Consider the following 11,833-nt stretch of genomic DNA (forward strand, 5'->3'; position numbering starts at 1 on the left):
ATCACCTGGAAGGTCAAGCATGCAGCAGGATCCGCGCCTGAACCCCAAGCCTCCGGATACGCGCATCGAGGAAGTTCGTCGTTTCGCGCTGGAGGCGCTGCGCGCCACGTCGTCGATCTTCTACTGGATCGACGACCGCCAGGAGATGCAGGATGTCGAGCATTCGGGCTTTTCACGCCAGAATTTTTCCCAATATCAAGCGGGTATGAAGGCCTATGACCCGCTCAATATCGCCCGGCTTGTCAATTCCAGCAAACGTGTTGCGACGTTGAGACAGGATCATGATTTGGCATCACCGTCCGATTTCGCTCATTACAAATGCTATCTTGAGGCAAGCCGGATCTCCGACGTTCTGGACTTCGTGTTCTGGGACAAGAATCGCCCGTTCGCGGGCCTTGGGATTCTGAAATCGCCGGAAGATCCGCCCTTCTGCGCCGATACGCTGGGTTTCGCGGAAGCGATGCAGCCTTATATCGAATTCAACCTGGCCGCTCATCCCCGGCTGCAGAGCCAAAGGCTGACAGTGCATCTCAGCGCGTCTTTCAAATTCACCCGGCGTGAAATTGAAGTAACAACACTATTGCGCGCCGGCTGTACCAACCATGATGTTGCCGATGAGTTGGGCATTTCCCTCGGAACGGTCAAAACCCACGTGATGCGGATATTTGACAAGCTGGGTGTCGAAAACCGCGCGTCTCTCGTCTCCCGTATCGCGCAGGTGGAAAACGAGACTGTCTTGCCCTAGAGCGCCGAACGCGCAGAGGTAACAATCGCCGACGAGGCCAGCAAGCCTGCTTTCTCCAACCTCAAGTTATCGCGGCAAACCGATCTCAGCAGGGCCAGGGCGGCTACCCATGCGGGAGGCCGCCCGGCGGATCACATGCAGGTCGCGGCGTATTCGTATTTGTCCGCGAGTGCCGGCTGGTTCGACAGAATGACCTTGATTTCGGTAAAGGTCTGCTTCGGGAGCACCTTGCCTGCGAGGGCCGCAGCCGCTGCATCCATAGCCGCCTCACCCTCGGCATTCGGATTTTGCGCGATCAAAGCCTGGATCGCCCCGTTCTTGAGCGCCGCAACCTCGGCCGTTGCCGCATCATAGGCGACAACCTTCACCCGTCCAATAGCACCTGCCTGCCGCAGCCCGGTAATAGCGCCGATCGCGCCCTGGTCATTCGTGGAGAACAGACCAGCGAGGTCCGGATGCGCCGAGATGGTGGAGGTCACGATCTCCGCTGCCTTCTGCGGATCGTCAGACTGATACTGGTCACCCAGAAAGGTGATACCAGGATATTTCTTGATCTCTTCCGCGAAGCCTGCCGCGCGCGCGTCCTGGGCGAGCGAGCCCGGCGGTTGCGTGATCGTTAATACCTTACCCTTGCCGCCCAGCAGCTTCGCCATAGCATCCGCCGCCATTTTGCCGCCGGCCGCATTGTCGGTCAGGATCTGCGTGGTGACGAAGGAGGTATCAGCAAGCGTCTGGTCAGCCGTGATCACCGTGGTGCCACGCGCATGCAGCTGCTTCATCGGCTGGACCAGGGCCTGCATGTCTGTCGGCACAATCACGGCTGCCGCCGGCTTGGTGGCGGTCACGGCATTGACCACGGGAATTTGGCTATCCGCCGCGAACTGGTCAGGCGCGGAAACCGTCAGGTCAAGTCCAAGCTTCTTGGCCTCGGTTTCAGCACCGCATTGCATCGCCTGGTAGAAGGGACTGCCCTTCACGCCAAGGACGAGAGCTACGGATTGGTGCGCGGCAAAGGCGGCAGGGCTGCCGAAGCCCATGGCCGCGAGGCCCAGGGCAACGGTAGACGTCTTCATCAACGCTTTCATATGAACACCTCCGGGTTATCAGGGATTTCAGTCCAACAGGGCTGCGCTGTCACTCAACGGCTTTTGCGCAATCGTCTCTTAAGTTGATCAATCCAAACGGCAAGGATCAATACTGCGCCCATCGCGACCGTCTGCCAGAACGGCGGAATGCCAAGGATAACAAAGCCGTTCAGCAGCACGATAGGAATGAAGACACCGATGACGGTGCCGAACACGCTGCCCGCGCCGCCGAACAGGCTGGTGCCCCCCAGAACCACCGCGGAAATCGCCGTCATGTTGTCCAGCGTATGACCGTTGATCGTGGTCGTGGAAAAGCGGGCATTGGCCATCACCGCGGCCAGGCCGGACAAGGCGCCCGAGATGGCATAGACGGCAATGAGATTGCGGCGGATGTTGATGCCGCTTCGGCGCGCAGCCTCGGCATTGGAGCCGACCGCAAAAACATGCAGACCAAAGCCGGTGAGATGTAGAATGACACCGAACAGGACGGCAGTGACGGCTGCAATGACCACCAGCGTCGGAATGCCGGAGATTGCCCCTGCTCCAACCGCATCCACCAGCTTCTCAGGCATAGCGCGGACATCGATGCCGCCGGACGCGATCTGCGCGAAGCCGAGCGCCATGCCCATGGACCCGAGCGTCACGATGAGCGCCGGGATCTTGGCCCAGGCGATGAGCGCGCCGTTGAACACACCCCACAAGGCGCCGCTGGCAATGGCCACGAGCGTGCCGATCAGGATCACTGGCCAGCCCGCGTCCGTCGTGCCGAAGGTAGTGCCCGAGGCGCCGGCCAGCGCCAACATAACCTGCGCCGACACAACGGATGAAAAGACAAGCACGGCGCCACAGGAGAGATCGATGCCGGCGGCAGCAATCACATAGGTCTGGCCCACGGCGAGCACGAGGAAGATGGCTGCGTTGATCGCCAATTGCTGAAGGTTGTAGACGGAGGCAAACTGCACCGGGCGCAGTCCAGCGAAAATGGCGACGAGGCCGAGCAGCAGCACGAAAATCCAACCGGAAGCCAGAAGCCGCAGGAACGGGGATTCGGCTGCCGCCGCACCATTGCCTGACTGCACGCCGCTCATGCTGCTTCCTCCGTCCGCCCGCTCGTCATGGCGCGAACAAGGTCATCCACACTCGCTTCCGACGCCCTGAGATCGGCGACCGTCTCACCCAGGCGCAGAACCTGAATGCGGTCCGCTACTTCCAGCACCTGCGGCATATTATGGCTGATGAGTACGACTGAAATGCCGTGGTCGCGCACACGGCGCGCGAGGTCCAGCACGCGCTGTGTCTGTACAACGCCCAACGCCGCCGTCGGCTCGTCCAGAATGACGATCTTTTTCGCCCACATGGCCGCACGCGCGATGGCGACAGACTGGCGCTGGCCGCCCGACAGAGTATCGATCGCCACCCGATCAGATTTCAGATGCACGCCAAGTGTCGCGAATTGCTCCTTCGCCTGCGCGCGCATCGCCTTGCGATCCAGAAAACCTAAGCGCCCCAGCAGCCCCGGCTGCTTGATCTCGCGACCAAGAAACAGATTCTCGGCTGGCGGCAAGTCCGGTGCCAGCGCCAGATCCTGATAAACGGTCGCAATGCCAGCCTCCTGCGCCTCTTGCGGAGAGCCGAAGCGCACACGCTGCCCTGCGAGGGTGACCTCCCCCTCATCCGGCCGGTCCGCGCCCGAGAGGATTTTCACGAGTGTTGACTTGCCCGCGCCATTGTCGCCGATCAGGGCGACGATCTCGGCCGGCATAACCCGGAAATGCGCACCTCGCAGAGCCTGCACATGCCCGAAGCTGCGCCGGATACCCCGCGCGATCAGCAGGGGTTCGGTCATAACCTGTGTTCGATACGGGACGCGCCAGCGCCATGCTCACCACTCAGCGCCAGGCCGATATTGTTCGAAAACGCGAAGAACTCGCTATATTTGGCGGAGACAAGGGTGTTCCAGTAGTCGAAAGCGGCCTGCGACGAAGCAAAAGTCCATACATCAACCGTCTCGAAATCATGCTGGCCGCGAATGTGATAGCGACCCTGGTACAGCGCCCCTTTCCCTTGCGCTGCCTGGGCAATGGCTGCCCATGCCGCCTGAAGCTCCCCTTGTTTCTCCGCAGGCACGAGATACCAGTGCGGCCGGGGACGCGTGTAGTGCAGCCAGAGACAGGAACCCGCCACGGTGTTCTGTTTATCAGTCATGCGATTGCCTTGATTGATCCAAATGGCGCGATAAGTTCGGCCATCGGCCGGATGCGCCCGACGATATGGCGTGAGGTGGTGAACTTGAAATCCGCGACGCGCTCATGTCCGCGAATGGCGCTGTCCGCCACATCCGGACCGCTGATCTCCCAATAGCCGAGATGGTGCCAGTGATGCGCCACATCCAGCCGCTGCCGGCCGGAGATGTTCACATCATGCGCCAAGTCACCCTTGAAGGCTTCATCGCACTCAAAATCATATTCGGTGCGGGCCTGCGGAGTCGCTTCGCACCATTGGTCGTTCCACTCCCACAGGGCGAGAAAGGCCCATGCGTGGTCATTCGAGGCCCGCTCACCGAAGACGGGTGCGAATTCCCGTAGGCCGATCATCCATTCGGTGCGGAACAGCCTGGCCCATCCGGCCTGTTCCAGCCGCACCGTGCCTTGGAGTGCAGCATCTAACGTCGGTGCTTCAAAAACGGCCGCGATGTCATGGTCATGAGTGAAGCCCGTGTCGAGCCCCACCGGATCGTTGGGCGCTGAGGGATCAAACACATGACGCTGCGATAGAACCCAGCCTTCGGCCTTCAGCGCCTGGAACACGGCCAGAATGGCGTCGCGCTCTTGCGCGCCATAGATACCTGGAAGATCGTCCTGACGCTTGCCCGTGAGCACGATGCAGGCGCGCGGATTCGCATCTGACGTGAAAACGTCAGTGTCACCCGTCAGACTTGTCATCACCGCACCTTCGCGACAGCGGTCATCAACTGCTCAACGCGATGCGGATCGATACGGTTCCACCAGCGCTCTTCGATCTTGAGCCATTGCCCGACGATCGCGCCGTCAGCCGCCGCCATCAAGGCCGGCACCTGTGCAGGCGACAGGCCCGAGCCGACGATCACCGGCAGATGCGTGCCCGCGCGCACTTCGTCCACCTCTTCCGGCTGCGTGGGTGACCCCGTGCGCGTGCCGGTGGCGATCAGCACATCCGCGCCGAACCATTCGGCATCGGTTGCCTGTTCGGTGATTGACCGGTCAGCCGTAATCTGATGCGCACCAAACTTCACGTGGACGTCAGCCAGGATGGCGATGTCATGCGCGTCGATATTCGCGCGATAGCGCAGCGCGCGCGAGGCCTCACCGTTCAGGAAACCTTCGTTGGCGATATAGGCATTCGCCCATTGGTTGACGCGCACCCATTTGGCGTCCACAGCCTTTGCCACTGCAAGACCCGGAATGGCACCATTGGCGACACAAGTAATGCCGATCGGCGTGGCAACCGCCGCGCGCACCGCTTCGCAGGCCGCAGTCAGGAACGCCACTGTCTCGAAGCCGATATCCTCAGGCCGTGAAAACGGCATGTCCCCGGCATTCTCGATCATAATGCCGTCAATCCCGCCTTCGGCGAGGACGCGCGCATCCTGCACCGCAGCGTCATAAATCTCGCGAAGCGGCTGACCTTTGTAGAAGGGCGCGCCCGGCAGCGGGGCCAGATGGATGACCCCGATAATGGGTTTCTTGACCGGGAACAGGTCTGCAAGCTTGCTGGGCCGCAGCGGCATGACCACAGGGGGGCTCATGTCAGTTTTCCTTATAGCTCAGAAATTCAGCCCGTGTCGGGATAGCGGCCTGGGCGCCGAGCGCCCCGCAGGCGATGGTCGCCGCCCGAACCGCTTGGGCCAGGGCCTTAGGCGGCGTTTCGCCACGGCTCAGGCCTGCGAGATACCATCCGGCGAGGCAATCCCCCGCACCCGTCGTATCGACAATCGGCAGGCTCGGCGGCGTGGCGGTTGCAACCACACCCTGGCGATTAAATAGCGTGGCGCCGCGCGGCCCCTCCGTTCGGACAACCGAAGCGGCCCCCATGCGGAACAGACCGTCCATGGCATCGGTTCCAATTGCCTGGGCGGCCCGGTCATTCACGAAAAGCACGGCGGCACCGTCGATTGCGGAGCGCAACGTCTCGATCCCGTCTGGAAAAGTCGCCGGCTCAAGATCAAGCGACCAGGCAATGCCCTTATCCTTTGCCCGCGCAATCAGCTGTTTGGAAGAAGGCCCGTAAATGGCTGTGTGGATATGGCTAACGCCTTCCAGGTTAACTGCGTTCAACACGCCATCATCCGGATAGAGCGAAACGCCCGGATGCAGCAGCAGTCGCTTCTCACCATGCGGCTCGACCACGGTGACGACACGGCAGATGGCGCCTGCACGTTCGCCGATATGCAAATGCAACCCCTCGCCCGCCAGCCGCTGCGCGATGCCGGCCGACGCCGGATCGGTGCCGACCTGTATTGCCAGCATCACCGCGGCTCCCGCCCGGGCTGCCGCGACGGCGGCATTGGTGACGACACCGCCGATATCTTCGAATGCGTCGGAGCAATGCACCTTCTCATCCGGCTCGGGAAAGCGCTGCGCCGTGAGGGTCAAATCAACGCTAATATCGCCGACAAACAGAAGTCTTTTCATGCCCGGCCCCAATCGACATCTGAACCATAATTTGTCATGACATTAGTGTCAATAAAATTGATTATGAATTAGGCGTTCACATTATTTAGTCTAAATTTTGCTCATATTTTTTCTTTTATGCCTATAATGACGCCGTTTTCGGTCGACATAATAAGAAATTTAGAATTCTCGCAGCTCTTGCGAAGCGTCGACGTTCCGTGCTTCTAAAATGTAGTGACAATGAGTGAACAATGTCCTGGGATAGTTCGCAGCCCTTCACAGATGACGCCCCCCTATGGGAGCAAATTGCCGACCGGCTGCGCCGCGCCATCGACGCCGGCCATTTCGGCCCGGGCGCGGTGCTGCCGACGGAAGCTGACATCAACGCCCAGTTTCAGGTAAGCCGAACAACCTCTCGTGCCGCCATGAACAGGCTAGTGCAGGAAGGTCTCGTCATCCGCCGTGCCGGCATCGGCTCCATTGTGCGGGAGTTCCGGGTCGAGCGTCCCGTGAGCCAATTGACTGGCTTCTCGGAAGACATGCGGCGGCGCGGTCTCTCATCCTCCTACACTGTATTAAAAGCGGGCATGGAAGCGCCCAGCCCCGAAGCAGCCGAGGCCCTGGGCCTACCTGCTGGAGACATCACTTTTCAGTCCGAACGCCTTCTCAGCGCCAATGGCCGGCTGATCGGCCTTTCGGAATCCTGGCTGCGCCCCGACCTGTTCACCACTCATGCGCCGCCGTCGTCCGCTGAACTCGGCACGCGCTCACTGTACGAATGGCTGCGCTCTACGCTCGGCGTTGAGATCATTGGTGGGGTAGAACATATCGAAGCTGCCATCGCCCCATCTGCCATCTGCAAAAAGCTGCAGCTCACACCGGGCAGCCCGGTCCTGGTCGCACGGCGGCTCGCGAAAACCAAAGGCGGCTTGTCGGTGGAATTTGCAATTACAACCTACCGCGCCGACCGCTACCGCTTCCGGGTAGAACTGTAGCCCAGGACTAGGCCGATCCATGCCGCTCCCGAAGCATCGGCATGGGCAGCATTCAGATACCGCTCAAAACCCGAACGGCATGCGCGGCAGCAGCGGCACGATTTTCCACGCTCATTTTTTCGAAAATCTGGTCTAGGTATTTATTGACTGTCCTGGGGCTTAGACCAAGGATTTCGCCGATATCTTTATTGGTTTTGCCTGCTGATATCCATAGAAGGACATCTGCCTCGCGCACTGTCAGCCGAAACTTCTTTTGTAGCTTCTCCTTGTCTGCCTGCTGGTCATCAAGTGAGAGGCGCAAGATAATCTCGTTTTCCGATACGCGTCCGATATAGGTCGCCTGAACCGATCGGCTGCCCATCTGCACGGTGATGGCCGAGGCACTGGACTCAAGCGGTTTCGACAACCAGCCCGAAAGTCCGGAAGGAAGATCTTGCAGCGCGGAGTCGCTGGCACCCAGACAATTCATAACAAGCCGGTTAGCTTGCGGTGTGCTCCACACAACATTAGCATTCGCATCGACTGCAATAAGGAAACGACCGGTGAGATCAATGGCGGTTCGTGCATTGCGCGCAGTTTGTGCCGTTGCCAGATGCCGTTCGATGCGCGCCAGCAACTCATTCGGCACGACGGGTTTAGTGACGTAATCGACACCGCAAGCCTGAAATCCACGGATAATGTGCTCCGTTTCACTGAGACCGGTCATGAAGATGATAGGCAGATCGACGAAGGACGCACTCGCTTTCAGCCGCCGACAAGTCTCGAAACCGTCCATGCCTGGCATCATCGCGTCCATCAGGATGAGATCGGGAACGACCTTGTCTACCAACAGCATGGCGGACTCGCCACTGAGCGCGACGAGAACAGTCAAGCCAGCGCTCTCCAGGACGTCCGTCAAGAAATTCAACGACTCGACGGAATCATCAACGATCACGACGGTATTGCGGCTATGCATCATCATGGCTCGCCATCCAGAAGGGTTGAAAGCGTTGCCGTATAGCGGGGAAAATCGAGGCGCCCCACCATCGGTTCGAGCAATTCGACAAGCCAAAGGTAGTCAGCCGACTGATTGCCGAGGTCGATAAGCTTATCTCTAATGCCGCGCACATATCCGATCTCTCCCAGGCGGCTGAGGTCGGCGAGTTCGGCGCGGGACGGGAGCCGCCTGCTGGCAGAGAGACCGGAGGATGCCTGTCGCTCAGCCTCTGCAATTCCAGCCTCCACGCCACGCATACGCCATTCGATCTCCAGAAGCTTCGCGATCTCCTGTACCAACGCATTCGCATCGATCGGTTTTGTCATCACTGTGTTGTGGTATCCAAAACTGCCGCGAAAGGCCTCGATCTCAAATGCGTTCCCCGAAACGACCATGATGCGTGATTGCGGCGCCACTGATTCACGCAATACCTTCGCAGTCTCCCAACCACTCATGCCGGGCATTGCGATGTCCAGCATGACAAGATCAGCGGGATTTTCGCGCGCGACGACAAGGCATTCGACCCCGCTATTGACCGATCGCACGTTGAAGCCAAGCGGCTCCAAAATATCGGTCATCATCTCGCAATGGGCCTTGTCATCATCGACGATCAGAATCCGCCGTCGTGGTCCCTCATAGCCCGAAACCTGCGAATAGGCTGATAGCCTGGGAGATGCGTAGGTCGCCTCCGAGAGCAGCAGTCGGGCGCGAAAACTACTGCCTTTACCGGGCGTGCTATCGACCGTCATGTCCCCACCCATGACGGAGATGAGGAGGCGGGTGATGGTTAAGCCCAAGCCGGTCCCAGAAATCGGGTTGGAGCCGGTATGCCGACCACGTTCGAAAGGCTCGAATACTTTTTGCAGATCGTCGGCATGAATACCGCTACCCGTATCAACGACTTCAATCTCGGCGAACATGTCACGATATCGCACGCGGAAGGTGACGTCGCCCTTTTGCGTGAACTTCACAGCATTGGAAAGTAGGTTGATCACAATCTGTCGGAGACGCTTTGCATCTCCATAAACCACTCTGGGAAACTTTCCCTGAAGTGTAAAATAAAAGCCGAGCCCCTTCGTCTTGGCTTCGAGGCGAAACATATCGGCCATCTGCTCAAGAAGCTCGATGACGTCAAACTCCTCCCGCTCGAGATAGAGCCGGCCAGATTCGATTTTGGAAATATCAAGCAGCCCGTCGATCAAACTCGACATATGTTCAGCGCTGCGCCTAACCGTGCGGATTGCATGGCGGCGACGTATCGGGATTGTTGGGTCATTATCGAGAACCTGAGCATAACCCAGAACGGCGTTGAGCGGCGAACGTAATTCATGTCTTATGCCGATCATGTAACGACTTTTAGCCGTATTGGCCCGCTCTGCGATTTCCTTGGCTTCCAGAAGCTTACCGTTGGATTGCTGAAGCGCCGCGTCCGTTCGTTCATGGGCCTCGATCTCTTCCATCAACAGGGTCGTCTGGCGTTCGGATTCTTCTTGCGCAAGCATGCGACTTTCGCGAGCCAGGACGATCATCCAGGCCGACATCGCAGCAATGATGGTGAATAGCCAGAACATATGCCAGGCGACTGTCCAGATCGCACTCCGCTCATCAGGATAGGTCAGCGTTCCCTGCATATAGGCGAAGGCAATCACGCCTGCGATCATCAGTATGAGCGAAAGGAAAGTCTTGCTGAAACGACGCGCCCGCTGGTTCGACTTGCTCACCTGCCTATTGGACCAGAGGGATGTTTGCAAAATCGAGTCGCGGCGGACGGGCAAGGCGCCATCGACCGAAAACGGCACTTTGCAACGGTCGCCGCAGCGAGCATCAAGCGTGCAGCATAGGGAACAGATTAGCCCATCATAGGCGGGGCAGTTGGCCATGTCTTCCGGTTCAAACGCATATTGACATATGCAACAGGTCTTGGTTGTGCTGCCGAGCCCGACCGGGCTAGGCTCTCGCGCCAGGTAATGGCGGCCGCGGGTCGCCCAGGCGATGGCCGGCGCGGCAGCAAAGGCAACTACGAAACCCGCGAAGCCGGCAGCACCCGCCGCAACTGGTCCGAAGGTTCCGGAGAAAAGGAGCAAGGCCGCAAGGCCGCAAGGCCGCCGAGTGTCATGCCACCGAAACCGACCGGATTGGTGTCTTTCAAATAAGCTCGCTTGAATTCGATCCCGTGCGGGCTCAGACCGAGTGGCTTGTTGACTACGAGATCGGCGACGAGGGCGCCGATCCAGGCAACGGCGAGGTTTGAATATATGGCCAGGGTAGTGCCGAGCGCACGATAGACGCCCAACTCCGCCAGCAGAAGTGCGATCGCCACGTTGAACAGAAGCCAGATCACTCGGCCGGGGTGGCTATGGGTGAGGCGGGCGAAGAAGTTTGACCAGGCGATTGACCCGGCATAAGCGTTCGTGACGTTGATCTTGATCTGCGACAGGATAACGAACAGGACCGTTACGGAGACGACGATCGCATTTGACTGGAAGACATAGCCGAAGCCGATGCGATACATATCGACCGGTTCCGCCGCGCGCACCGGTGACAGCCCGTGGCGGAGCGCGATAACCGTCAGCAGCGAACCCGCCAGCATCTTGAGAGCGCCGACCATAATCCAGCCGGGGCCACCCCATACCATCGCACCCCACCATTTCCAGTCGAACCTGTCGGTTCGTTTTTCCGGCATGAAGCGCAGGAAATCCACCTGCTCTCCGATCTGACCCATGAGAGAAAAGACGACCGACGCGGCGGCACCAAATAATGCGAAGTGAAAACCCTGTGCCTTGCCGGTCAAACCCGCAAAATGGGACCAGTCATGAAATGCCTGCGGTGCTGCATAAGCGATGGCAATAAAAGGCAGCAGCTGGAGAAGCGTCCAGATCGGCTGCATATAGTCATGTACGCCAGGAACGATTTTGGTCGAATCCTTCGACGCGATATACATGACCGGATAGGCGGAAATGCCCTGGTCGGATACTTTCTCCCCCTGGTACTCGCCCTTGGTGAAGATCGGCAGAATATTGTCGAACTCTTTGATCCGCTTGATGTCGATACCTTGCAGAATTCCGCGCGGCACCGCGACTTTGGTCTGCCAGGCTTCCAGATCGGGGATATCGACGCTCTGCGGCTGCGTGATGAAGCGGGTGATGGCGGTCGAGGTGTCAAGGTTCTGCATCACAACTTTGAAGCCAAGGTCTTTCGACGCCTGCTGACCGATGTCAGACACAACCGAATAGGACACGCCGATATGACGCAGTGTTATGTTCTTGATGTCCTGCGCCCAGATCATCGGTGCGCCGACAACAGGTGTGGCCGTGGCGCCACCAGCCAAGGCAGCCGCTCCTTTCAGCAGCGATCTGCGGCTTAGATTGCGGGCTCTGGTCTTG

At 59.2% G+C, this 11,833-nt stretch carries 11 protein-coding genes and 1 pseudogene; 2 read left to right on the top strand and 10 right to left on the bottom strand.

Features of this window, described 5'->3' with window-relative positions; genetic code table 11:
* The first annotated feature begins 19 nt into the window (after positions 1 to 19).
* Positions 20 to 745, top strand: a complete 726-nt coding sequence (locus tag ASILVAE211_RS21220) for a helix-turn-helix transcriptional regulator (RefSeq protein WP_227323368.1) — start codon at positions 20 to 22, stop codon at positions 743 to 745.
* Between the two features lie 131 nt (positions 746 to 876).
* On the opposite strand, the gene ASILVAE211_RS21225 is transcribed toward ASILVAE211_RS21220, so the two are convergent.
* The 7 genes from ASILVAE211_RS21225 to ASILVAE211_RS21255 form a co-directional block, all read right to left on the bottom strand.
* Positions 877 to 1,818: an ABC transporter substrate-binding protein gene (locus tag ASILVAE211_RS21225; protein ID WP_227323369.1), complete on the bottom strand. Its 942-nt coding sequence runs from the start codon at positions 1,816 to 1,818 to the stop codon at positions 877 to 879.
* A 65-nt stretch (positions 1,819 to 1,883) separates the two neighbouring features.
* Positions 1,884 to 2,918, bottom strand: a complete 1,035-nt coding sequence (locus tag ASILVAE211_RS21230) for an ABC transporter permease (protein WP_227323370.1) — start codon at positions 2,916 to 2,918, stop codon at positions 1,884 to 1,886.
* A complete protein-coding gene (locus ASILVAE211_RS21235; protein ID WP_227323371.1) occupies positions 2,915 to 3,676 on the bottom strand; it encodes an ATP-binding cassette domain-containing protein in 762 nt (253 codons plus the stop codon). Before ASILVAE211_RS21235 ends, ASILVAE211_RS21230 begins: the two co-directional genes overlap by 4 nt.
* Positions 3,673 to 4,035 carry a hypothetical protein gene (locus tag ASILVAE211_RS21240; protein ID WP_227323372.1) on the bottom strand — a complete coding sequence of 121 codons (363 nt, stop codon included), beginning with the start codon at positions 4,033 to 4,035 and terminating at the stop codon, positions 3,673 to 3,675. The genes ASILVAE211_RS21235 and ASILVAE211_RS21240 overlap by 4 nt, the downstream gene beginning before the upstream one ends.
* The gene (locus ASILVAE211_RS21245) at positions 4,032 to 4,772 is read right to left on the bottom strand and encodes a hypothetical protein (RefSeq protein WP_227323373.1); all 741 of its coding nucleotides are present in this window, start codon (positions 4,770 to 4,772) and stop codon (positions 4,032 to 4,034) included. The genes ASILVAE211_RS21240 and ASILVAE211_RS21245 overlap by 4 nt, the downstream gene beginning before the upstream one ends.
* On the bottom strand, positions 4,772 to 5,614 hold the full coding sequence (locus ASILVAE211_RS21250; protein WP_227323374.1) for a BtpA/SgcQ family protein: 843 nt from the start codon (positions 5,612 to 5,614) through the stop codon (positions 4,772 to 4,774). Before ASILVAE211_RS21250 ends, ASILVAE211_RS21245 begins: the two co-directional genes overlap by 1 nt.
* 1 nt (position 5,615) lies before the next feature.
* Positions 5,616 to 6,500, bottom strand: coding sequence for a carbohydrate kinase family protein (locus tag ASILVAE211_RS21255; RefSeq protein WP_227323375.1), 885 nt, complete (start codon positions 6,498 to 6,500; stop codon positions 5,616 to 5,618).
* Between the two features lie 230 nt (positions 6,501 to 6,730).
* Here ASILVAE211_RS21255 and ASILVAE211_RS21260 point away from each other — a divergent pair, with 230 nt between their 5' ends.
* Positions 6,731 to 7,474, top strand: coding sequence for a GntR family transcriptional regulator (locus tag ASILVAE211_RS21260; RefSeq protein ID WP_227323376.1), 744 nt, complete (start codon positions 6,731 to 6,733; stop codon positions 7,472 to 7,474).
* A gap of 52 nt (positions 7,475 to 7,526) precedes the next feature.
* Here the strand turns inward: ASILVAE211_RS21260 and ASILVAE211_RS21265 are convergent, their stop codons facing one another.
* The 3 genes and pseudogenes from ASILVAE211_RS21265 to ASILVAE211_RS21275 all read right to left on the bottom strand — a co-directional run.
* Complete coding sequence (locus ASILVAE211_RS21265; protein WP_319799612.1) at positions 7,527 to 8,435, bottom strand: response regulator; 909 nt, start codon at positions 8,433 to 8,435, stop codon at positions 7,527 to 7,529.
* Positions 8,432 to 10,534, bottom strand: a complete 2,103-nt coding sequence (locus ASILVAE211_RS21270; protein ID WP_227323377.1) for an ATP-binding response regulator — start codon at positions 10,532 to 10,534, stop codon at positions 8,432 to 8,434. Before ASILVAE211_RS21270 ends, ASILVAE211_RS21265 begins: the two co-directional genes overlap by 4 nt.
* Positions 10,468 to 11,833, bottom strand: a pseudogene (locus ASILVAE211_RS21275) (hypothetical protein); the annotation flags it as partial. The pseudogene ASILVAE211_RS21275 and the gene ASILVAE211_RS21270, both read right to left, overlap by 67 nt.

The organism is Acidisoma silvae (genome assembly GCF_020618775.1).
In the GTDB taxonomy this organism is placed as follows: Bacteria; Pseudomonadota; Alphaproteobacteria; order Acetobacterales; family Acetobacteraceae; genus Acidisoma; species Acidisoma silvae.

Bases quoted from the DNA above. Each gene is read 5' to 3' on its own strand.
- ASILVAE211_RS21220 (WP_227323368.1), top strand. From the start codon at position 20: ATGCAGCAGGATCCGCGCCTGAACCCCAAGCCTCCGGATACGCGCATC.
- ASILVAE211_RS21225 (WP_227323369.1), bottom strand. From the start codon at position 1,818: ATGAAGACGTCTACCGTTGCCCTGGGCCTCGCGGCCATGGGCTTCGGC.
- ASILVAE211_RS21230 (WP_227323370.1), bottom strand. From the start codon at position 2,918: ATGAGCGGCGTGCAGTCAGGCAATGGTGCGGCGGCAGCCGAATCCCCG.
- ASILVAE211_RS21235 (WP_227323371.1), bottom strand. From the start codon at position 3,676: ATGACCGAACCCCTGCTGATCGCGCGGGGTATCCGGCGCAGCTTCGGG.
- ASILVAE211_RS21240 (WP_227323372.1), bottom strand. From the start codon at position 4,035: ATGACTGATAAACAGAACACCGTGGCGGGTTCCTGTCTCTGGCTGCAC.
- ASILVAE211_RS21245 (WP_227323373.1), bottom strand. From the start codon at position 4,772: ATGACAAGTCTGACGGGTGACACTGACGTTTTCACGTCAGATGCGAAT.
- ASILVAE211_RS21250 (WP_227323374.1), bottom strand. From the start codon at position 5,614: ATGAGCCCCCCTGTGGTCATGCCGCTGCGGCCCAGCAAGCTTGCAGAC.
- ASILVAE211_RS21255 (WP_227323375.1), bottom strand. From the start codon at position 6,500: ATGAAAAGACTTCTGTTTGTCGGCGATATTAGCGTTGATTTGACCCTC.
- ASILVAE211_RS21260 (WP_227323376.1), top strand. From the start codon at position 6,731: ATGTCCTGGGATAGTTCGCAGCCCTTCACAGATGACGCCCCCCTATGG.
- ASILVAE211_RS21265 (WP_319799612.1), bottom strand. From the start codon at position 8,435: ATGATGATGCATAGCCGCAATACCGTCGTGATCGTTGATGATTCCGTC.